Source organism: Haloterrigena sp. KLK7 (assembly GCF_037914945.1).
Lineage (GTDB): Archaea > Halobacteriota > Halobacteria > Halobacteriales > Natrialbaceae > Haloterrigena > Haloterrigena salinisoli.
Genome location: NZ_CP149787.1, coordinates 3181520 through 3201852 on the forward strand (window position 1 = coordinate 3181520; position 20333 = coordinate 3201852).

Consider the following 20333-nt stretch of genomic DNA (forward strand, 5'->3'; position numbering starts at 1 on the left):
AGTCGCCCGGTACTGCTACAAGACGACGGTCTGTGGTCTCGGACGAACGATCCGTATGTCTACGTCTACGCAACCGACGATCCTCGTCGTCGAGGACGAGCGCGAACTGGCCGATCTCTATGCGACGTGGGTGAGCGAGGACTACGAGGTCTACACCGCCTACGACGGTCGATCGGCGCTCGAGTCGATGAGCGAGGCGGTCGACGTCGTCCTGCTCGACCGACACATGCCCGACGTGCCCGGCGACGAGGTGCTCAATCGGCTTCGGGCGGCGGGCCACGACTGCTGGGTGATCATGGTCACGGCAGTCGATCCCGGACTCGACATCGTCGAACTCGATATCGACGAGTACGTCACCAAACCGGTGACTCGGACGCAGTTGATGCGGATTATCGAAAATCTTCGGGTGCAGTCCCGATACAGCGGCGACGGCCGGCGCGAGCTCGCCGCCCTGTCGAACAAGATGGCGACGCTCGAGGACGAACACGCGCCGGACGAGTTAGCGGAGACCGAGGCCTACCGGCAACTGGAAGCGGATCTGAAGGACTTGAGCGAGACGCCGGTCGGCGACGGCGATCGCTGATCGTCACCTGTCCGTGGGACGGCCTGCGGTTCGGTCGCGTTCCCGTCGCCGCCCGCGAACGAATCGATACGCCGGCGCCGCTAGCAGCGCGATCGCAGCCGCGAAACAGGCGAGCGCGAGCGTCACGCCGAGTTCGCCGAGTCCGCCGGTCCGGACCGTCGCCGCCGACGCGCCGACGACGACCGCGGCGATCGTCCAGGGGAGTTCGCCGATCGCCGTCCCGATCGCGAGGTGGCGGAGTCGAACGTCGCTGACCGCCGCCGCACAGGTCGCCACGTCCGACGGGATCGGCGCCAGCCGCGAGGCGACGACGCCCCGGACCGGGCCCGCCGTCGCGTAGTACCGACCGACGACGGCGCCGGCTCGCTCGAGGATCGATCCGAACGGTCCGGCGGTCGATACGGACGCCGAGGGGGACTGGCCGGCGTCGCCATCGGTCGGACCGGCAGCGATCCAGCGGGCGACGACGAAGACGGGGACGACCGTCACCACGACGCCGAGGAGCGCCACCGGAACGCCGACGGCGACGCCGTAGCCGTAGCCGACGACGGCGGCGAGCGGCGTCGTCGGCAGGGCCAGCAGCGGCCGCCCGAGGTAGAGGGCGATCACGACGAGGCCGAACAGGACCGGATCCGCCGACACCGACTCGACGGTCGCGAGCAGCGCCGACGGAGAAACGAGCGCGCCCGCGGCGAGGATCGCACCGATCGCGATCGCGCCGGCGAGCGCACGGGGCCGCACCGATGGAGACGACATCGGTCGCAGTTTCCCATCGAGTATTGAAACTTTTGTGTCTCTCGAGGGGCGGGGACAGAACGTTTATTCGGTCGGAGAGACCACCACTCACCGATGGATCGGGAGGAACGTCGGGTCGAGACGTCCGCCGACGCCAGCGACGACCGCGTCGAACGCGGACTGGCGTTGCTCGAGCGACTCGAGCACGACTCGCTCGCGCTGGCCGACGTCGTCGACCGGATCGAGACGGTGACCAGCGACCCCACGGTGACGCGGACGATCCTCGACGAGGCGGAACTCCGTGGGATCATCGAGCGCGAAGACGGCATCGTCCGCCCGAAGAGCCGCCAGTACGTCAGCTTCGAGAGCGACGTGATCACGAAGGAGGGGGAGTTCTCCTGCCAGCGCTGCGGATCGGGGCTGTCGACGGGCTACTTCATCGACCTCGACGCCGGCGAACTGGGACCGTTCGGTTCGTCGTGCATTCGGAAGGTGACGGGACGGGAGGATTGAGGCCTCAGCGGCCCTGCCGGAGTTCGGAGATCAGCTGTTCGATCGTCTCCTGTTGTCGTTCGATGAGTTCGGACTGTCGATCGACGGCCGCCTCGAGCGAGTCGATCCGCTCGACCAGCTCGGCCGGATCGTACTCGGCGGCGCCCGTCTCGGCGGTCGCCGCGGACTCGGCCGCCGCGTCGGCGACGAGGCCGCTGTCGTCCCACGTCGAGTCGGCACCCGACTCGCCGTCGCCCGCCGCGTCCGACGCGTCGTACGCCGTCTCGACGTCGTCAGTCGCAGTGTCGGCGCGGCTCGCGTTCGTGTTCGCGTCCGCTGTCGACCGCGGTTCCGCCTGCGTCGCGGCGATCCGTTCGGACTGGCGGGCCGATTGCTGAGACGTCTGGGATTGCTGGGACTGCTGGGATTGCGGCGACTGCTGGGATCGCTGTGGCTCGCTGGTGGCCGCGAGCGGATCGGTCGACCGGGATTCGTCCGCGGCCGTCGCCGTCTCGGTCGCCGCGACCGTCTCCCGGTCGTCCGGCTCGGGCGGGTCGGCGTCGAGCGGATCGACGCCGTCGCCGAAGTCGACCGCGCCGCCGTCCCGGTCGCCGCCGTCGTCGCCGACCCCGACCGTCTCGTTGAGTTCCGCGAGCGACGTCACGTCGTGGTACTCGAAGAGGGCGCGTTTGAGGCGTTCGCGGAGGTCGTTGGCCTCGTCGTTGGGCGCTTTGATTCGCTCCGGACGGCCGGCGACCGTGAGCACGATCTGGGTGGCGACGCTCCCGTCCTCGAACGCGAGCTTCGTCACGTCGTCGAAGTGGTAGCCCTCGTAGTCACCGTCCCAGACCGCCGCGCCGATGTGTTTGACGAGCCGGTCGCTCGTGATGATCAGCGTCAGTTCGCTGAAGCGGTAGGTCTTGACGACCGTCTCGCCGGGGTCGGTGATCCCGTTGCCGTTCAACACGCCGGCCAGCACCGGATGCAGGACCGCGTCGGTCTTGTCGGACGGGACGGTGAACTCCTTGGTTCCCTCGAGGGCGTACTCGAGGGTGAATTTCGTCTTGCGCCGGCCCTCCGAGAGGGTCAGCCGGTCGGCCTCGTGAGGGTATTCCTCGACCGATTCGTCGCTCAAGATGCCGTCGGAGCGGTAGACGAGGGTACTCGAGGACGTGATGAAGAGTTCGTCTTCGCCGCCCAGAGAGACTCGAGCCGCGATTTCGTCGCCGTTGAGAGTAGATTGGACGATTCCCGGAACGCTCATGCGCGGGTAGTTAGGAAGGCCATGTGATAAATCCGTGGGTCGGCGTTACAGGGCGGCCGGGAATGAGAAGGTTAAAGAAACACAGCGCACAACCGAAGAGTGAGCCCGGGTGGCTTAGCTGGACATAGCGCCGCACTCATAGGGTTCAGAGATTCGGTGCGGTACGCCTTGGAAGCCTCCGTGTCCCCCACGAGGACCGCCGAGCCTCGGACCTGGGACATGCGGAGATCGAGGGTTCGGAGCCCTCCCCGGGCATTTTTCAAAGGAGTCACGAACGGAGTGAGTGACGACGCCGTAAAATGCCCGGGGAGGCGGAGAACCCGTAGGTCCTCGAGAGTGAGCGAAGCGAACGATCGAGAGCACGGAAGAGCTCCGCTCTTCCGGAGGTTCGGAGCCCGGAGTCGTTCCGTGGTTCGGAGCCCGCCTCGAGACTCTATTCGTCGCCACTACGAAGCTACTCCCCGAAGCGACGGCTGAGAACGAACTCGAGAGGAACGGACCTTCGTTCCGATGCGCGTCATCATCAGTTTTATACGGCATACCATGGCATGGCGGGGTATGGGGACGGGGGTCTCATCGAAACCGAGTCACAGTATCGTCACGCAGATCGCCGAAATCGAGGGCGTCGATCCGACGGACCTCGAGCCGCCGCTTCACGCCGTCGTCGATCCCGACGCGCTCGAGCGGCTGATCGACTCGAGCCCGACTGACTCGAGCGGGACGTCGCTCTCGATCACCTTCACGTATCGGGGCCATCGCGTCCGCGTCGACGGGTCCGGAGCCGTCGAAATCACGACGGCGAATCAGCTCACCGACGCGAGCGGCGAGTCGTCGGAGGAGTTACACGGCGACTGAGCGCGGTCCGCGCTGCCGGATCGACGGGCGCTCGAGTCGGGACGAGATGTGCGCGAGTCGGCGGCATCGTGTGATCGAGAGAGCGGTGCATTCGTCGCGTAGCGTTGCGACCGTCTCGTCCGAGCACTCGAACGTGTCGGAGACCGATCGCGGCCGACCGCTCGAGACCGGTCGGTAGACGCGACTCTCGAATCCGTGGAAAGAAGAACGCGAGAACGGCTCGGCGGGTGTGTTCTACGCCGATTCGACGCGGATCTCACCGTCGGCGGTGACGGTGACGAGATAGTCGAGATACTCGAACGAGACGGACCCCCCGGATCGAACCCCGTCCGCACGCGGTTCGAACAGTCGCTCGAGCGCGTCGGTGTTGATCGTGTGGTGAAGCGGCTCGAGATCCGTTACCGATTCGTTGCCGAACGCCGCGACCGCGTTGACGACGGCGACGCTCAGTGGTTCGTTATCGAGTCGATCGTACTGCACAACGTACTCCGCTTCCGCTTGCGCGGACGGTGATCGTGTAGTCATCTCAGTCATTGATTTCGCGCACCCCCAGTGCGGTCTGTGGGAAGACACCCGTGCTTCACCGGTCGTCGTAAAGAACCTGATCGTTATCTGTATAACCGATCGAATCGAGGACGGTTATACAGTTAACCATCGAGCGATCGGCCGTCGAACAGCGCGGTGAAGAGTTTCCGCTCGGTGGCTCGAACGTGTTTCTGGAAGGCGGGAGAGGAGATCCCCAGCGAGTCGGCGATCGATTCGCCGGTCGTCCGTCGGGGCCACTCGAAGAAGCCGCCGTGGTAGGCCGTCTGGACGACCTCGCGTTGCCTGTCGGTCAACCGCTCGAGCAACGCGTTGCGGGCCGCGGCGTCGATCGTCGACTGCGTCCGCGTCGAGCCCTCGCGGCGGGCGACGAGCGACACCGCGAACTCCCGTCGGTTGAGTTGCGACAGCACGTTCCTGACTTCGACCGTCTCCGGGACCTCGACGACCGCTCGCGTCCCGGTTTCGTCGGCGACGAGCGTCCGCAGCGTCCCGCCGTTGGCGTCGACCGCGGCGCCGAGAAACGGGCCGGTGTAGTGGAGTTGCAACAGCGTTTCCGCGTCGGTGTCGGCGATCACGGAAACGTCGCCGATCCCCTCGAGGTCGGTGAGGTCGGCCGGATCGACGTCGATGGGTTCGTCGACGACGGCGAACACCGTCGGTGCGCCGTCGTCGCGGATCGTCCCGCCTTCGAACTCGACTCGCGCGTCCAGTCGATCGGCGAGTCGCCCAAGCGGGTTCGATCCCTCGAGTTCGAGCTCGAGTTCCACCACGGGGACGCTCTCGCCGTCCAGCGGCGTCTTCCGCTTGACGGCGTCGATGGAGTAGCCGATGGTTTCGCCGAGTTCGGCGAGCATCGAGCGCAGCGGTTCGTCGAACGCGTCCCGGTCGTCGCTGTACAGCGTCAGGACGCCGTAGAGGAAGTCATCGTAGACGAGCGGCACGGCGTATATCGATTGGAAGTTCCGCGAGAGGGCGTCGCCGCGCCACGTCCCGTCGCGAATCGAGTCGGCGACGTTCTCGACGGCGACCGGCGACCGCGTCCGCGCCGACCGGCCCGCCGGTTCGGCGGCGGAGTCGTCGACGGTCGTTACCGAGACCGCGTCGAGATACCCCCGCTCGCGGCCCGCGCGTTGCCGGGGCAACAGCTGATTGCCGCCCGGGTCCGGCTCGCCGATCCAGGCGAACGAACAGCACTCGAGGTCGGCGAGGCGCTCGCAGATCCCCCGTTCGATCTCGGTGCGTGAGTCGGCCATCAGGAGCAACTGCTCGATGTCCTGTCGGACCCGACTGGCCGCGTTGAGCCGCTCGAGGCGTTCGTTCTGTCGTTTGAGTTCCCACTCGTGGCCGTGGAGCCGGCGCGTCCGGGTGATTCGGTCGAGCGCCGCCTCGGCCGTCCTGGCGAACAGTTTGGCGAGTTCGAACGTTTCCTCGTCGTAGCGTCCCGGTTCGGGATCGAGCGCGACGAGGACGCCGTGTTCGCCGATCGGAACGTAGAGGCCGCTGCGGGCGTTCGCGGGCGGATCGAACGCCTGCGGTGCGTCCCCGACGTCGTCGTACCGAGCCGGCGCGTCGTCGACGAACGCCTGCCAGGCGAGACTCCCGTCCGGCCGGAGCCGCGGCGGCGATCCGATCGCCGACTCGAGGCCCGGCGAGTAGGCCGTCGGCACGAGTTCGTTCTCCCGGTCGTCGAACCGATAGACGACGGTTTCGAGGTCGAGCACGTCGTTCGCGACGTCGACCACGTACTCGCAGGCGGCCTGCTCCGATTCGACGGTCAGCAGGTGGCTCGTCGCCTCGTGAAGGGCGTTCAACGCCGACTGATACCGGGCGCGGTCGGTGACGTCGGCGGCGATGCCGATCACGCGGTCGACCGCGCCGTCCTCGACGATCGGTCGGCACCACTGCTCGAGGACCCGGTCCCCGAGTTCGATCGAGGAGTGCGTCGAGACGCCCTCGAGGGCCGCTCTGACGTCGGCGCGGACGCCGGGGTGATCGTCGAAGACGTCGAACACCGACTCGCCGACGATATCGTCGTCGACCGCCTCGCTGCGCTCGAGCGCGCGTCCGTCCGCCAGCGCGATCGTCCCGTCGGCGTCGCACTCGAAGAGAGCGACGGGGACGTTCTGGACGATCGTTTCCAGTTGCTCCGTCCGCTCCCGGAGCTCCCGTTCGCGCTCGACCCGTTCGGTCACGTCCTGGAAGTACACCGAGAGCCCGGACGGCGACGGGTAGAGGCGGACGTCGTACCAGCGCTCGGTCGGTTCGTAGTGGTGTTCGACGGACGTCGGCTCCTGCGTGTCCATCGCCTCGAGCGCCGCCGTCTCGAAGGGCGTCTCCCGGAGCCCCGGGAACAGCTCGAGGATGGAGCGGCCGACCACCGTCTCGGGATCGACGCCGAGGAGGGTGCCCGCCTGATCGTTAACGTAGGTGAACCGCCACTCCGAATCGAGCGCGTAGAACGCGTCGCTGACCCGTTCGAGCGATTCCTCGAGTTCGCGTTCGACTTGATGGGACGCCGTCACGTCGCGGATCGAGGCGACGATACCGTCGATTCCCTCGTCCGGCCGGTCGCCGCGGGAGTCCCCGTCAGTGAGCCGGTTCGTGAGGACGGTCTCGTGGACGTACCAGGCGTCGTCCGCGTGCCGACAGCGGTACTCGACGGTGGTCGTGGCACCGGGGTCGCTCGATCGGAGATCGTCGAACGCGGCGCGGACCGACGACGCGTCCGATGGGTGGACGCGCTCTAGGTAGTGGCTCCCGAGGAGTTCCTCGTCGGCGTAGCCGCCGATCGATTCGACCGACGGCCCGATGGCGGAGACCGTGCCGTCGTCGTCGATGACGAGCACCACGTCCGAGGTGTGTTCGAGCAGGGTCTCCCGTCGCTCGGCTTCCCGGCGGACGGCGGCGGACTCGACGGCCCGGCGCAGTCGATGAGCGAGCAGCGACGGCCGATCGGCCGCGGCGCTGGCGATCACGTCCGTCGCGCCCGCTGTCCGGAGTCGATCGATCGACTCGTCGGCCGCCGACTCGACCGCGTAGACGACCGGACACGCCCCGTCGACGCGCTCGAGGACCGTTCGGTCGTCGGTGAGCAGGCAGTCCGTCTCGTCGAGGGAGACGCCCTCGAGTTCGGTCGCCGGATCGAGCGGTCCGCGGATCGCGACGCCGTCGTCCGCATCGATCCCCGCCGTCGCCGTTCGCAACCACGTCGACGTTCCGACCGCGAGGGCTCGCACCGGCGTCGACTCGGGAACCTCGAGGCCGCGATTCATACCCGCCGATGCGGGCGGCGCGAATAAAAACCTCGTGGGGAGTGCGGGGAACCGAGCGGAACCAGTGCACGGGTGCGACGAACGCGACTGCGGTCAGTAGCCGATCGCGACGCCGTCCTTCCGGGGCTCGGTCGCGCCGGCGAGGGTTCCGTCGCGGCGGCGAACCAGCTGGGCGCCGCCGAACATGACCGGCGGCAGAACGCTGACGTCGTGGCCTCGCCGCGCGAGGGCGCTCAGGTTCGGCAATCGCTCTTCGACGCCGAGCGACCCGCTCTCGCGGTATCGCCACCGCGGCGCGTCCAGGGCCGCCTGCGGGGACATGCCGTAGTCGACGAGGTTCGAGAGCACCTGGACGTGCCCCTGGGGCTGCATGTAGCCGCCCATGACCCCGAAGGCGAGCCAATCGTCGTCGTCGAGTCTCGCGACGGCGGGAACGAGCGTGTGGAACGGTCGCTTCCCGGGCTCGAGGCCGTTCGGATGGTCGGGATCGAGCGAGAACGAGGCGCCGCGGTTCTGCAGCGCGATCCCGGTGTCGCCCGCGACGAGCCCGCTGCCGAAGCCGGCGAAGCGGGAGTTGATGTAGGAGACGAGGTTGCCGTCCTCGTCGCCGACGGTGAGCAGGACGGTGTCGGCGTCCTCGGCGGCGGCGTTCGGAACGCCGACCGCGGGATTCGAAATCGGACGGTCGCCGATCGCCCGCGCGCGCTCTCGAGCGTACGATTTCGACGCGAGGGGCGGAATCGTCTCGTAGTCGGGATCGGCGATGTGGCGGTGGCCGTCGACGAACGCGAGTTTCGTCGCCTCGGCGAAGGCGTGGACTCGCTCGGGGGAGTCGTAGGCGCGTTCGCCGGCGCCGATCTCCTCGGCGACGTTCAGCGCCTCGAGGGCGATCAGTCCCTGATTGTTCGGCGGCAGTTCGTAGACCTCGGCGCCGTTGTAGGTCGTGCTGACGGGCTCGACGAACTCGGGTTCGAAGGCGGCGAGATCGTCGCGAGTCATGAGCCCGCCCGCGGACCGAACCTCCTCGACGATCGCGTCCGCGATCGAGCCCTCGTAGACCTCGTCGGCGCCGTGTTCGGCGATCCGCCGCAGCGAGTCGCCCAACTCCGGGAGCGTGACGGTCTGGCCGGGATCCGGGCTCTCGCCGTCGAACAGGTACGCCTCCCGGGCGTGATCGTTCGTGAAGAGCTCCTCGGCGTTCGTCCAGTGGTGGGCGATCACCGGCGAGACGGGGTATCCCTCCGTCGCGTAGCGGATCGCCGGCTCGAGGACGTCGGAGAGCGAGCACCGTCCCAGTTCCTCGACCGTGGCCTCCCAGCCCCGGGCCGTCCCCGGGACGGTGACCGCGTGCGGGCCGAGGAAGGGCATTCCGAGGTCGTCGCCCGACTCTCCGCCGTCGACGGCGTAGCCCCGCGACTCGGGGTAGTAGCGCTCGAGCGTCTCGTCGTCGGTCGCCTCGAGTTCGGCTCGCACGGCCTCGATCGTCGCGTCGGCGGGCGCCGGGCCACACGAGCGCAGCGCGCCGACCTCGCCGTCGGCGGTCCGGTAGAGCGCGAAGACGTCGCCGCCGAGCCCGGTCGCGGTGGGCTCGACGACGTTGAGCGCGGCCGCCGTCGCGACGGCGGCGTCGAAGGCGTTCCCGCCGTCCCGGAGGATCGAGAGCCCCGCCTCCGCGGCCAACGGCTGGCTCGTCGCGACCATTCCCCGGTTGCCGTAGACGGTCGACCGCCGCGAGTCGAACCGGTCGAGATCGATAGCGTCGGTCATCTGCTACCGACTGGGAATCACGACGGGAGCGGGCAGAGGCTGGCCGTGAACACGACCCGCTCGTCGGTCTCGTTTCGCGCGCCGTGGACGGCGCCGCGCTCGTGGGCGACGACGCCCGGCGCGTCGACCGTCTCGCTCTCGCCGTCCCGGACGACCGTGACGGTCCCCTCGAGGACGTGGAAGACGTTCGTGCTCTCCGGGTGGTCGTGGGCCTCGAGTTCCGCGTCCGGACCGAGCGCGAACGCCTTGACGAGCACGTCGTCGCTGACGACCAGTTCCGCCGTTTCGACCTCGCCGTCGGCCGGATCGAGGTCGGCGACCGCCGCGCGGTATTCGTCGAGCGTCATACCCGGTAGTTCGACACACTGTCACAAATGCCCACCGGACGCGTCACTCGAGCGACAGCGGTGCGTGTTCGGCCCGGTAGCCGTACTCTTCGTCGGCGTCCGCGAGCGCGTCGACGGCCGTGACCTCCCGGAGCCGGAGGTCCCGTTCCATCTTCGTGACGACCGGCGTCTCGTAGTTCGCGGCCCGGTACTCGAAGGACTTCCCCTCCTCGCGACGGCGAGCGACGAACTCCCGGTGGCGCTCGAGTCGCCGTCTCCCGACCGACCGCGAGAGCGCCGGCACGTCGGCGACGCGGTCGTCGAACACCTCGAGGAACGACGACTCGAGCTCCGAGCCGACGGAGTTGCGACCGGCGCACATCGCCGCGAGCGTGGTCGTCCCGGTCCCCCAGAAGGGGTCGAGGACGGTGTCGCCGTACGCGGAGTACATACAGATCAGCCGGTAGGGGATCTCGAGCGGGTACGCGGCCGATCGGTCGCGGAGGTCGTCGTCGGAGAGCGCCTGCAGTTCGCCCCGGACCTCGGTCCAGACGTCGGAGAACCAGCGGTTGCGCTCCTCCCAGAAGTAGGCGGCCTCGTAGCGTCGGTCGGCCCCCGGCTCGAACGAACGGCTCTCGCCGCCCTTCCGGAAGATCAGCACGTACTCGTGCTCGAGGGTGACGTAGGCGTTGGGCGGAATCATCCCGCTGCCCATGAACTTCGCGGCGCTGTTGGCCGGCTTGCGCCAGAGGACGTCGGGAAGGGGATCGAAGCCTCGCGACTCGAACGCCTCGAGGACCCGCGCGTGGTTGGCGTAGACCCGAAAGCTGTCGTCGACCGATCGGGTCGCGTCGCCGACGTTGATACAGGCGATCCCGCCGTCGACGAGCACGCGCTCGAGTTCGTCCCAGACGCGGTCGAGCTGGGCGTGCATCGCGTCGAAGGCCGCGCGGCCGTCGCCGGCCTCGAGGGCGTCGCCGACGGCCGGATCGAGGCGGGCGAAGAGGTCGTCCCACATCTCGATCATGGGATAGGGCGGAGAGGTGACGGCGAGTTCGACGGAGTCGTCGTCGATCGCCCCGAGTTCTCGGGAGTCACCGACGAAAACGCGGTGGGTCGTCTCCATTATCTTGACGTGTCGGCGTCGACCCCTTAGCTTCTTCGTCGGGGAGGCGCCGATGAGAATCGAGCGCGTCGATCAGGCGACGAGAAAAACCGGCCGCTTACTCCTCTTCTTCCTCGTCCGCGTCTTCGGTCTCCGCCTCGGCTTCGACCGTCTCCTCGTCCGCTTTGTCTTCGGACTCCGACATGTCGTCGCTCGTCGCGGGTTCGAACTCCTCGATCGGCTCCCACTCCTCTTCTTCGTCCCCGGAGCGGCGGCGGCGAAGCACGACGGCGGCGGCGATCGCTCCGACGGCGACCAAGAGCTGCAGCAGCCGGCTCGAGCCGCCTTCCGGCTCCGTTTCGCCCTCGCTCTCGGTCTCGGAAGTCATCTCGGTGATCGTCTCCTCGTCGTCGCCGGTGCCCCCCTCCATGACGTCCTCGATGATCTCCGGTTCCTGGATGTCCTCGAGCGACGTCTCCTCGAGTTCGGGCGATTGCCGGCCCGCGAGGAAGCCCAGCGCCGCGCCGGTGCCGAAGAGGATCCCGGCCAGCGGCAGACCGGAGCCGCCTCCCGACGGCCTGCCTTCGGCTTCGTCGACGGCCTCGACGATCGAGTCCCGCAGCGGGGACTTCATTCCCAGCCCGACTGCTTCCTTGACGATAGTCTCGGACAACATCTTCTCCTGTTGCTCGCTTTCGGCCATAATCGCTCCCGACCACATCCCCGTAAATAGTTCTGTCCAACGTTTCCAGTGAACGAATCGCTTGCTGAACAGTTATGAGTCGGCTACCGATCGGTGATCGACGTCGTAGCCGCTCCCTACGTGTGAGCCCGTCGACTCGAGTGCCGCATCGCCCGTCGGTCGCGGTCGATACCGCGGTCGAGATCGACGGCACAGCGGTCTCGAACCCAGCGGTTCGTCGAATCGGTCCGGCGCCGAGTCGCTCTCGCTCTCGCTTCCGGCTCGCGACCGTTCACCGATCCGTTAGTATTCAACGTAGCGTACAGTTGTTCGATTATTCGTTCGCAGAACCGGTTCGAGAAACGGACTATTAGCGACGTATATATTCTGAGCGGACGAACGCGTCGTTACGAATTGGTTACTATGAGACATAATGACTCCCATAACGAAAGGCCTCGCCTGTGACGGGGACGGGTATGAGCGTCATCCGACAGCCCGGCGTCCTCGGTCGAACGACTCGACGCCGCGTCGTCGGGGTGACCGCGGCGCTCTCGGCGGCCGCCGTCGAAGCGGTCGCCGTCGGTCTCTGGTTCGGTCTCGTGGTCGGGTCACCCAGCACGTCGACCGCGCTCGCCGCGCTCGGAATCCTGTTCTGTGGCTCGCTGCTCCGGGCGAGCGTGTTCGGCGCGACCGTCAGCGATATCGGGGCTCTCCTCTGTCCCCAGCGGCTCGGCGTCGCCCTCCTGCTGACCGGCAGCTGGATCGTCTGGCTGCTCGTGGCGCAACTGATCGGCGGGGTCGGCGGGGTCGCCGTTGCGACCGTCCTTCACACCGGTCTCCTCATCGGGCAGTTCGTCCTCGAGCGACGCGCCTTCCGCCTCCGGTCGTCGTCCCAGACGACGCGCGCACCGATCGTGCCCGGCCTCCTGCTCGCCGTCGGCGCGGCGGCGCTGCTGGCGTCGGCCTGGTTCACCGACTGGGCGGTCGCCACGCCGCCCCTGTCGCTCGAGGTGACGACGATCGTCATCCGGGTCGACGCGTTGCAGGTCGGCGTCGTCGTCTTCGGCCTCCTGGCCTTCCTCGCCCACCAGCGGCGGTTCGAACGCCTCCTCGAGCCCTGTCCCTGATCACTTCCCCTCGGCGCCGACGTTCTGATCGCTCTGGAACGAGTCCGGATCCGGTTCGATCGCCGCGTACTGGACCGCGCGCCGACCGAGCGTCGCGACGCGCTCCTCGAGTTTCTCGTCGACGAACGCGCCGTCCTCGATCGCCGAGCCCGAGTTCGGAACGGCCGCCTCGTGGGGGATCACCCACGCGTTCAGCGCCCGACAGACCGACCGCATGTGCTCGAGGGTCGTCACGGGGAAGGAGCCCCCGGAGACCGCCAGCAGTCCGACGGTCTTGCCCCGAAACTCGTCGAACCCGCAGTAGTCGATGGCGGTCTTCAGCGGCGACGAGAACGACCCGTGGTACATCGGCGAGCCGAGGACGATCGAGTCCGCCTCGCGGAGGCGGGCCGCCAGTTCGTCGGCGTCGCCCGCGTCCTCGCGGTCCCGATCGGCGTCGAACGTCGGCAACTCGAACTCGCGCAGGTCGAGCAGTTCGGTCGTCGCGCCGCCGCGCTCGGCGGCCTCGAGGACGCGCTCGAGGGCGACGCGGGTCGCGCTCGCCTCGCGGAGACTGCCACAGACTGCGGTGACGTGAACGTCGGCCATGTCGGGTCGTCGACCTCGAGGCTCATATAAGCGGGCCAACCGGTGTGAGGGGCGGTGCCCAACGGAGCTTTCGTGAGACAGTTACTCGTCGGCCGCCGGGAGCACCACCGAGAACGTCGACCCCTCGCCGGGCGTCGACTCGACGCGGATCTCGCCGTCGTGGCGCTCGACGATCCGCTGGCAGAGCGCGAGCCCGATTCCGGTCCCGTCGTACTCCTCGCGGCTGTGCAGGCGCTCGAACACCTCGAAAATTCGCTCCTGATCCGCCGACTCGATTCCCATGCCCTCGTCGCTGACCGAGACGACCCACCGGCCGGGGTCTCGAGGGCCGTCCGCGCGGTCGTCGGACTCCCGTTCGGCCGCGACGTGAATTCGCGGCGGGTCGTCGCCGCTGTACTCGATCGCGTTCGACAACAGGTTCTGGAACACCTGCCGCAACTGGCTGGCGTCACCTCGGACGCGGGGCAGCGAGTCGACGGTCACCGCGGCGTCGGACTCGGCGATCGGGAGCCGGAGGTCCTCGCGGACGTCCGCGAGGACCGCTTCGAGGTCGACCGGCTCCAGCGGGTCACCGCGGGTCTCGACGCGGGAGTACGTCAGCAGGGCGTCGATCATCTCGCGCATGCGGTCGGCGCCGTCGATCGCGTACTCGAGGAACTCCTCGCCGTCGGCATCGAGCGCGTCGCCGTAGCGGGATTCGATCAGTTGCAGGTAGCTCGAGACCATCCGCAGGGGCTCCTGGAGGTCGTGACTGGCGGCGTAGGCGAACTGTTCGAGCCGCTCGTTGGACTCCTCGAGTCGGTCGATCGTCTCCTCGAGGCGGCGCTGATACTCCTTGCGCTCGGTGATATCCTGAGCCATCGTCATGCCGGCGAAGACGTCGCCGCGGTCGTCGGTGATCGGCACCGCGTGGAGCACCCACTCCCGGCCCGCGTAGGAGACGTCGACCGACCGTTCCTCCCCCTCTAGCGTCCCGAGAACCGCCGGTTCGAGCGCGTCGCAGAGCGCCGCGGGCCAGACGTCGTAGAAGCTCTCGCCCTCGAGATCGGCGGGCTCGACGGGGATGTCCGCGAACCCTTGGCCGGCCGCCAGCGTGTACTCGAGGTCGTGATCGAACAGCGTCACGAGGCCGTTCGGGAAGTGCTCGGCTAAGGTCCGGTGGCGCTGTTCGGACTCGCGAAGCCGGCGCTCTCGCCGACGGCGATCGGTGACGTCGCGGGCCATCGCGAGGACGTAGCCGCGATCGAGTTCGACGTAGGTCGCGTTGACCTCGACGGGGAACGTCGTCCCGTCGCGGCGCCTGTGGATGCCGTCGAACGTCGTCCGTCCCTCCGCTCGGAGGTCGTCGACGAACGATCGCCACTCGGCCGGGTCAGAGAGATCGTCTTGGAAATCGATCACCGACCGGTCGAGCAGGCCCTCGCGGGAGTAGTCGAGCTTGCGACAGGCCGTATCGTTGACGTCGAGGACGTCGCCCGTCCCCGGATCGAAGACGAAGACGCTGTCCGTCGAGTGGTCGATCAGGGTCTGAAACAACTCGAGGTCGCGCTCGCGCTCCTTGCGCTCGCTGATGTCCCGGACGACGCAGACCAGCCCGCCGTCCTCGGTCTCGGTCAGCGAGTGCTGTTCCGGAAACGTCGTTCCGTCGGCGCGCAGCCCGGTCGTCTGGCCCCGCCAGTGGCCCGCCTCGTGGACCTCGGGGAGGATCTCCTCGTGGACCTGATCGGTCTCGTCGTCCGGATAGATGGTCTCCCAGTGCCGGCCGAGCATCTCCTCGCGCTCGTAGCCGTAGTTGTCGGCGTACACCTGGTTGACGTAGGTGAACTCCCCGTTCTCGTCGAGGAGGCTGATCCCCTCCTGGGCGGTCTCGAGCGCGGTGTAGGTCCGTCTGGCGTCCAGTTCGGACCGATACCGGCTCACGGCCGCCTCGATCCGGTCGGACACGTCGGCCCCGCTCTCTCCGCCGTCGCCGCGCGGAACGTAGTCGGTGATCCCCGCCGAGATCGCACGGCTCGCCAGCTTCTCGCTTCCCGCCTCGGTCAGCATGAACACCGGGAGTTTGGGGTCGCGTTCCCGGATCGATCGCAGGAGATCGAGCCCGGTCGTCTCGCCGAGATCGGACTCGGTGACGACGCAGTCGACCGCCTCGAGCGACTCGAGGACGGCCGCGCTCGACTCGGCCGTTCGAACGGTCAGCTCGGTATCGGCCTCACAATCGCGCAACTCCGCGGGGATTCCCCGCTCGGCGTCGTCGAAGCCGACACAGCAGACGCGGATCGCCGCCGTCTGAGGGCCGCGTATTGGCGACGATTCGGGTCGGTCGGGGACGGTTCCGTCCGGTCCGGAGGGCGGTTGACTGGTCATGTGAAATGCGGAGAGGGGGAGGTCATTCGAGCGATACCGACTGAATGCACGTGATCGCTCGAAGAGACGGAGGCAAATAACGGTTCTGGGACCGAACTCCGCGCGGGACGCTACCGGCGGAGTCGGGCCACGAGATCCCCGTCTTCGCCCCTTTCGAGGTCGACTAGGCCGTCCGACTCGAGGTCGGTGAGCAGGCCCGTGAGCCACTCGCGACCGTACTCGCCGTCGGGCGCGTAGTCGACCCGGATGCGGTGGCCGAGCGTGTCCAACTCGAGTTCGTCGTACTCGCGCAGCGTCCCGATCACGCGACCGCGGAACTGCCGGCGACTCCCCTCGAAGGACGGCTGGGTGGGGACGTCGGGGGCGGTGAAGTCGCCGCTGGCGTAGGCGTCACACCACTCGCGCCACGGACAGCCGACTTCGTCGCACTTCGGGGTCTGCGTACAGGCGACGCCACCGAGTTCCATGATCGCGTTGTTCCAGACGCGGGACTCACCGTCGGGCATGAGTTCGCTCGCCGCGTCCTCGAAGGCCGCGTCGTCGTCCGGCACCGAAAACGCGCGGTAGGCGACCCGCTTGACGTTCGTGTCGACGACCGCGTCGCCGTTGTTGAATGCGAAACTCGCCACGGCGTTGGCGGTGTACGGGCCGACGCCCATGAGTTCCTGCAGTTCGTCGGGCGTTTCGGGGAAGTCACCGTCGTACTCCTTCTCGACCTGTCCCGCGGCCTCGTGGAGGTACTTCGCGCGGTTGTTGTAGCCGAGACTGTGGTCCGTCCAGAACCCGACCACGTCGGCCCGGTCGGCGGCCGCGAGATCCGTTGTCGTCGGCCAGCGCTCGAGGAACGCCTCCCAGGCCTCGACGACGCGATCCAGTTGCGTCTGCTGGCTCATCACCTCGCTGACGAGGATCTCGTAGGGGTCGTCGGTCCGCCGCCACGGGAACTCGCGGTGGTCGTCCTCGTACCACGCGATCAGGGCCCCGCGGACGGCCTCGAGGTCGTCGGGGAGCGACCAGTCCCCGTCGCCCGCACCCGAACCGGCGTCGGCATCGTCGTCGCTCTCACTCATCGGTTGACCTAGCGACCCGCCGGTCTTACTGGTGGCGGTTCGGAATCGGTTCCGATGGCGAACCGACATCTCTCACCTCGCTCGTCCAGCGAGCCAGTGCAGTGGCGCACGCTGTCAGTCGCCCGAACGAACGTGAGGGCGACCGACGAACCCGTGCGAGGGATGAGCGAAGAAGCAACGCGACTGAGCGAATCGGCTGGGGAGGACGTGGAAGTCCCCGTTGCCACGGTAGCAGCGTGTTCGTCGCGGACCTCTCGAGTGCGCGTATCGGCCGCGTGTCGCCAGCTATGCCGTGACAGATATCCGATACTGCGATTCCGCTACCGACGATTCGAACGGCGAGTCGACCACGAAAGCCCTATCCCGTCGGCTCGAGTCCCCTCCCGTATGAGCCTCGACGATCTCAACGACGACGTGACGGACGCCTACGGCGCGCTGGACGATGACCTCACCGTCTCGCTCGACCGGGAGACGCGCAACGAACTCGCCTTACTCGAGACCGCCCTCGAGCCCGACGAGACGGACGAACTCGTCCGGCGAGCGATCCACATGCTCTTCCAGTCGACTATCGATACCGGAAAGCTGGACTTCCAGCTGCGAACGGCCTACGACGTCACCTACGACGAGTACCTCTCGGGGATGACCTTCGAGGAGATGACCGGCGCGGATCAGTACCCGGCGATGGACGACGAGCGGCGCTATCAGTTCTAATCGGGGGTCGAATCCCGCAGCCGACGCGACACGCTGCGGTTCGAATCGATCGCACCGGAGAACGATCTCTCCTTAGAGTCGATCGGTCCGGTTCGGGAGCCGTGCGGTCGCGAGCCAGAACTCGGCGACTCGCTCCATCGTCTCGGTGAGCGCCGCGGGATCTGACGGCGTCGGCAGGACGGCGTTGGCACCCCGGACGTAGGCCTCGGTGACGACATCGTCGTCGGGCGCGTCGGCGGTCGCGACGACCGGGATCCGCGCGAGTTCCGTCTGCTCGGCCGTCCGCTCGAGCACGTCGAGTCCGTCTGGACCCGGCTCCGGAAGCTCCAGCCGGAGGACGACGAGACAGGGGGCCGGCGCGTCGGCGTACTCGTCGCGTCCCTCGAGAAAGGCGAGCGCCGCGTCCCCGTCCGAGACCGCGTGAATGGCAGTCGAGCCCCCGCCCGAAAACGCGTCGCTCGTGAGGCGAGTGCGCTCGTCGGACGGCTCGACGAGCAACACGTCGGCCGCGGATGCGCTTCGATCGATCATCGGGTCCGGTCACCTCGAGCCCGTCGTCCGTCTCGCCGCTCGCTCTCGGCCGTCGACGGGACCGGGCGCTCGAGGCTGATCTCCCGTTCCCGATAGCGCCGGTCGACACGACGGTGCCGGTGCTGGTGCTGGTGCTCGTGCACGCCGATTCGGGGTGAGGCAGTCATGCTAATTCCGGTCGGTAGCCACCGCTGGGAAACGCGTCCGCCTCGAGTCGCGGACGAGCGACGACGGGCAGTCGACGGCCGGCGATCGCGACCGATTAGCGCGGGAGCCGTCAATCGTCGATCGGCGCCGCACTCGAGAGCGCTTCGTCGATCTCCGCGTCCTCCATCTTCTCGACTAAGGCGTCGATGACGTCCTCGCGTTTGCCCTTGACGAACTTGATCGAGCCGACGACGAGGTGGCCGCCGCCGGAGACGCCGCCGCCGGGGACCTCCTCCTCGAGTTCCGAGACCATGTTCGGAATGTCCAGTCGAACGCCGTCACTGCGGAGGACGGCGAAGTCCGGACCGTAGCCGACCGTGATCACCGGATCGCCGGTCTCCTCGATCTTGCGGTCGTGGATCTCGCCCGTGGTCTTGCCCGGCGCGGGGTAGGTAAAGCGGTGGGCGTAGTTCTCGACGTCGATCCGGTAGAGGTGGGCGCCGTTGTCCAGGTCCTCGTGCTCTAAGTGGGGCATCGCCGCGTCGAGTTGCTCGTCGACCTCCTCGCGGGCGCGGTCGGCGAAGAACTCGACGAGTTCGCGGTGGCGCCCCTCGTCGTCGGAGTCGATCTGGAGCAGGTCCTGAATCAGCTGGTCACCGGAGTTGTAGCGCAGCCAGAAGGCCGCGTAGTCCAGCGCCTCGCTCAAATCCTGCAGTCGATCCTCGTCGTAGCCCTCCTCGGAAGCGAGCTCGAGGTAGTCCTCCATCGCGTCGGCCTTCGAGCGGTCCGAGAGGCCCGCGACGGCGGGGACGTGTCGGAGTTCGTCGCCGAGGTCGGGGTAGATCATCCGCGCGAGTTCGACGCAGCACATCCCCGTCGTGATCCGGTAGTCCTCGTCGTGGAGGTAGGGGTTGACGTGGGCGTCGAGCAAGTCCTCGACGGCGTCGGGATCGGGGTGGTGGTGGTCGACGACCGCGATCGGGATGTCGTAGTGGGCCAGCGTCTCGTAGGCCGGGACGTCCTCGGCCGTCGAGCCGTTGTCAAGCATGAGCAGGAGGGGAAGCTGCTGGCCGTGTTTCTCGCGGTCCTCGAGGGCGAAGTTGAGGTCCCGCGTGGCGTCTTCCATCTCGTAGAACGGCGCCTTCGCGGGCAGGCGCTTGATGAGGTGGCGCGGCGCGTTCTCGTCCTCGTGGACGTCCGCGATGAATCGCTCGAGGGCGATCTGGACGGGCACTGCGGCGCACATGCCGTCGCCGTCGGCGTGGTGGCGCACCCGGATGGGCCGTCCCTCGAGGACGGTCCGACGGAGCAGTTTCGCGACCTCCCGCAGGTTCGGCCGCAGTTTCTCGAAGGCGGGCCAGTCGATCAGCGGCTCGACGTCGTGGGGCTCGGCGCGGGCCTCGAGGGCGTCCTCGAGCCGTTCGCGGGCCGCGTCGGCGTCCTCGCCCTCGAGGTTCGAGAGGCCGTCGACCTCGATCTGGATCGAGCCCTCGCGGCGCTCGGGCGTGCCGGTCACGCGGACGACGTCGCCGACCTCGACGGAGGGGTAGGCGCGGACGCCGGCCTCCTCGAAGGCGGCACAGGGGACGACGCCGTACTCGTCGGCGACGTGGAAGATCGTCGGCCCGGCGGTCTGTTTGACCTGGACGATCTTGCCCTCCAGGTGGATCTGGTCGCCGATGTTCGACTTGAGGCGGTCGGTTCCGGTGAGGGCGTAGTCGTGGGCGACGTTCTGGAGCGTGTACTCCTCGACGTCGACCGGTTCGAAGGCCATGTCACCGTTGTCGCGGACGCTCTCGAGTTCGACGACGAGTTCGTCGCCGACGGCGTAGGTGCCCTCGAGGACCGACTCGTGGACGAGCCCGGAGACGGAATCGGAGAGATCGACGAAGACGCCGTAATCGACGATACCGTTGATTTCGGCGAGATACGGTCGGTTTCGCTCTACATCTTCTGCCGTACACTCGGCAGCGAGATCGTAGACGACGGAATCCCCGTCATCTGCGCCGGGTTCCCCGGCGGACTCACGTGTCATCTTGAACCGTAGTTTGAGCCGGTCGCGTATAACCCTTGTCAAGAAGCGATACGCCGGCTCGAGAACAGTTCCGGCGAGACGTCACTCACCGAGACGCGTCGAGTATCGGCCGTCAGCTGTGTTACAACGATCT

General features: G+C 67.8%; 18 protein-coding genes, 1 tRNA gene and 1 pseudogene. 6 read left to right on the forward strand and 14 right to left on the reverse strand.

The window, feature by feature from the left end; all coding sequences use genetic code 11:
* Positions 1 to 55 precede the first annotated feature (55 nt).
* Positions 56 to 583 carry a response regulator gene (locus tag WD430_RS15750; RefSeq protein WP_339103371.1) on the forward strand — a complete coding sequence of 176 codons (528 nt, stop codon included), beginning with the start codon at positions 56 to 58 and terminating at the stop codon, positions 581 to 583.
* A 3-nt stretch (positions 584 to 586) separates the two neighbouring features.
* Here WD430_RS15750 and WD430_RS15755 read toward each other — a convergent pair whose 3' ends face one another.
* Positions 587 to 1339 carry a VTT domain-containing protein gene (locus tag WD430_RS15755; protein WP_339103372.1) on the reverse strand — a complete coding sequence of 251 codons (753 nt, stop codon included), beginning with the start codon at positions 1337 to 1339 and terminating at the stop codon, positions 587 to 589.
* A gap of 93 nt (positions 1340 to 1432) precedes the next feature.
* Here WD430_RS15755 and WD430_RS15760 point away from each other — a divergent pair, with 93 nt between their 5' ends.
* Positions 1433 to 1831 carry a DUF5830 family protein gene (locus WD430_RS15760; protein ID WP_339103373.1) on the forward strand — a complete coding sequence of 133 codons (399 nt, stop codon included), beginning with the start codon at positions 1433 to 1435 and terminating at the stop codon, positions 1829 to 1831.
* 4 nt (positions 1832 to 1835) lie between these two features.
* Here the strand turns inward: WD430_RS15760 and WD430_RS15765 are convergent, their stop codons facing one another.
* Positions 1836 to 3074, reverse strand: a complete 1239-nt coding sequence (locus tag WD430_RS15765; protein WP_339103374.1) for a hypothetical protein — start codon at positions 3072 to 3074, stop codon at positions 1836 to 1838.
* A 103-nt stretch (positions 3075 to 3177) separates the two neighbouring features.
* On the opposite strand from WD430_RS15765, the gene WD430_RS15770 reads away from it, so the two are divergent.
* Positions 3178 to 3329, forward strand: a tRNA-Met gene (locus WD430_RS15770).
* A 303-nt stretch (positions 3330 to 3632) separates the two neighbouring features.
* A complete protein-coding gene (locus WD430_RS15775; RefSeq protein WP_339103375.1) occupies positions 3633 to 3929 on the forward strand; it encodes a HalOD1 output domain-containing protein in 297 nt (98 codons plus the stop codon).
* Positions 3930 to 4163: 234 nt separating this feature from the next.
* On the opposite strand, the gene WD430_RS15780 is transcribed toward WD430_RS15775, so the two are convergent.
* From WD430_RS15780 to WD430_RS15805, 6 genes are all read right to left on the reverse strand, one after another.
* Entirely contained in the window at positions 4164 to 4463 is a 300-nt protein-coding gene (locus WD430_RS15780) for a HalOD1 output domain-containing protein (protein WP_339103376.1), read from the reverse strand.
* Positions 4464 to 4576: 113 nt separating this feature from the next.
* Positions 4577 to 7747, reverse strand: a complete 3171-nt coding sequence (locus tag WD430_RS15785) for a PAS domain-containing protein (RefSeq protein WP_339103377.1) — start codon at positions 7745 to 7747, stop codon at positions 4577 to 4579.
* 93 nt (positions 7748 to 7840) lie between these two features.
* Positions 7841 to 9514, reverse strand: a complete 1674-nt coding sequence (locus WD430_RS15790) for a gamma-glutamyltransferase family protein (RefSeq protein WP_339103378.1) — start codon at positions 9512 to 9514, stop codon at positions 7841 to 7843.
* Between the two features lie 17 nt (positions 9515 to 9531).
* A complete protein-coding gene (locus WD430_RS15795; protein WP_339103379.1) occupies positions 9532 to 9861 on the reverse strand; it encodes a cupin domain-containing protein in 330 nt (109 codons plus the stop codon).
* A gap of 43 nt (positions 9862 to 9904) precedes the next feature.
* On the reverse strand, positions 9905 to 10966 hold the full coding sequence (locus tag WD430_RS15800) for a site-specific DNA-methyltransferase (RefSeq protein WP_339103380.1): 1062 nt from the start codon (positions 10964 to 10966) through the stop codon (positions 9905 to 9907).
* Between the two features lie 97 nt (positions 10967 to 11063).
* Entirely contained in the window at positions 11064 to 11648 is a 585-nt protein-coding gene (locus tag WD430_RS15805; RefSeq protein WP_339103381.1) for a hypothetical protein, read from the reverse strand.
* Between the two features lie 455 nt (positions 11649 to 12103).
* On the opposite strand from WD430_RS15805, the gene WD430_RS15810 reads away from it, so the two are divergent.
* Positions 12104 to 12754 (forward strand): hypothetical protein, encoded by a 651-nt coding sequence (locus WD430_RS15810; protein ID WP_339103382.1) that lies wholly within the window; start codon positions 12104 to 12106, stop codon positions 12752 to 12754.
* Here WD430_RS15810 and WD430_RS15815 read toward each other — a convergent pair whose 3' ends face one another.
* The 4 genes and pseudogenes from WD430_RS15815 to WD430_RS15825 form a co-directional block, all read right to left on the reverse strand.
* Positions 12755 to 13342: an NAD(P)H-dependent oxidoreductase gene (locus WD430_RS15815; RefSeq protein ID WP_339103383.1), complete on the reverse strand. Its 588-nt coding sequence runs from the start codon at positions 13340 to 13342 to the stop codon at positions 12755 to 12757.
* An 81-nt stretch (positions 13343 to 13423) separates the two neighbouring features.
* A complete protein-coding gene (locus tag WD430_RS15820) occupies positions 13424 to 15286 on the reverse strand; it encodes a PAS domain S-box protein (protein ID WP_407067147.1) in 1863 nt (620 codons plus the stop codon).
* Positions 15263 to 15706: pseudogene (locus WD430_RS22630) on the reverse strand (response regulator); the annotation flags it as partial. The pseudogene WD430_RS22630 and the gene WD430_RS15820, both read right to left, overlap by 24 nt.
* Positions 15707 to 15816: 110 nt before the next feature.
* Positions 15817 to 16776 (reverse strand): A/G-specific adenine glycosylase, encoded by a 960-nt coding sequence (locus tag WD430_RS15825; protein ID WP_339103385.1) that lies wholly within the window; start codon positions 16774 to 16776, stop codon positions 15817 to 15819.
* 387 nt (positions 16777 to 17163) lie between these two features.
* On the opposite strand from WD430_RS15825, the gene WD430_RS15830 reads away from it, so the two are divergent.
* The gene (locus WD430_RS15830) at positions 17164 to 17487 is read left to right on the forward strand and encodes a hypothetical protein (protein WP_339103386.1); all 324 of its coding nucleotides are present in this window, start codon (positions 17164 to 17166) and stop codon (positions 17485 to 17487) included.
* 72 nt (positions 17488 to 17559) lie between these two features.
* Here WD430_RS15830 and WD430_RS15835 read toward each other — a convergent pair whose 3' ends face one another.
* Together WD430_RS15835 and WD430_RS15840 are read right to left on the reverse strand one after the other, a co-directional pair.
* Positions 17560 to 18018, reverse strand: a complete 459-nt coding sequence (locus tag WD430_RS15835) for a response regulator (protein ID WP_339103387.1) — start codon at positions 18016 to 18018, stop codon at positions 17560 to 17562.
* A gap of 277 nt (positions 18019 to 18295) precedes the next feature.
* Positions 18296 to 20200: an OB-fold nucleic acid binding domain-containing protein gene (locus WD430_RS15840; RefSeq protein ID WP_339103388.1), complete on the reverse strand. Its 1905-nt coding sequence runs from the start codon at positions 20198 to 20200 to the stop codon at positions 18296 to 18298.
* Positions 20201 to 20333 lie beyond the last annotated feature (133 nt).

Excerpts from the sequence above, each read along its gene's own strand:
- WD430_RS15750 (WP_339103371.1), top strand. The coding sequence starts at position 56 with ATGTCTACGTCTACGCAACCGACGATCCTCGTCGTCGAGGACGAGCGC.
- WD430_RS15755 (WP_339103372.1), bottom strand. The coding sequence starts at position 1,339 with ATGTCGTCTCCATCGGTGCGGCCCCGTGCGCTCGCCGGCGCGATCGCG.
- WD430_RS15760 (WP_339103373.1), top strand. The coding sequence starts at position 1,433 with ATGGATCGGGAGGAACGTCGGGTCGAGACGTCCGCCGACGCCAGCGAC.
- WD430_RS15765 (WP_339103374.1), bottom strand. The coding sequence starts at position 3,074 with ATGAGCGTTCCGGGAATCGTCCAATCTACTCTCAACGGCGACGAAATC.
- WD430_RS15775 (WP_339103375.1), top strand. The coding sequence starts at position 3,633 with ATGGGGACGGGGGTCTCATCGAAACCGAGTCACAGTATCGTCACGCAG.
- WD430_RS15780 (WP_339103376.1), bottom strand. The coding sequence starts at position 4,463 with ATGACTGAGATGACTACACGATCACCGTCCGCGCAAGCGGAAGCGGAG.
- WD430_RS15785 (WP_339103377.1), bottom strand. The coding sequence starts at position 7,747 with ATGAATCGCGGCCTCGAGGTTCCCGAGTCGACGCCGGTGCGAGCCCTC.
- WD430_RS15790 (WP_339103378.1), bottom strand. The coding sequence starts at position 9,514 with ATGACCGACGCTATCGATCTCGACCGGTTCGACTCGCGGCGGTCGACC.
- WD430_RS15795 (WP_339103379.1), bottom strand. The coding sequence starts at position 9,861 with ATGACGCTCGACGAATACCGCGCGGCGGTCGCCGACCTCGATCCGGCC.
- WD430_RS15800 (WP_339103380.1), bottom strand. The coding sequence starts at position 10,966 with ATGGAGACGACCCACCGCGTTTTCGTCGGTGACTCCCGAGAACTCGGG.
- WD430_RS15805 (WP_339103381.1), bottom strand. The coding sequence starts at position 11,648 with ATGGCCGAAAGCGAGCAACAGGAGAAGATGTTGTCCGAGACTATCGTC.
- WD430_RS15810 (WP_339103382.1), top strand. The coding sequence starts at position 12,104 with ATGAGCGTCATCCGACAGCCCGGCGTCCTCGGTCGAACGACTCGACGC.
- WD430_RS15815 (WP_339103383.1), bottom strand. The coding sequence starts at position 13,342 with ATGGCCGACGTTCACGTCACCGCAGTCTGTGGCAGTCTCCGCGAGGCG.
- WD430_RS15825 (WP_339103385.1), bottom strand. The coding sequence starts at position 16,776 with ATGAGTGAGAGCGACGACGATGCCGACGCCGGTTCGGGTGCGGGCGAC.
- WD430_RS15830 (WP_339103386.1), top strand. The coding sequence starts at position 17,164 with ATGAGCCTCGACGATCTCAACGACGACGTGACGGACGCCTACGGCGCG.
- WD430_RS15835 (WP_339103387.1), bottom strand. The coding sequence starts at position 18,018 with ATGATCGATCGAAGCGCATCCGCGGCCGACGTGTTGCTCGTCGAGCCG.
- WD430_RS15840 (WP_339103388.1), bottom strand. The coding sequence starts at position 20,200 with ATGACACGTGAGTCCGCCGGGGAACCCGGCGCAGATGACGGGGATTCC.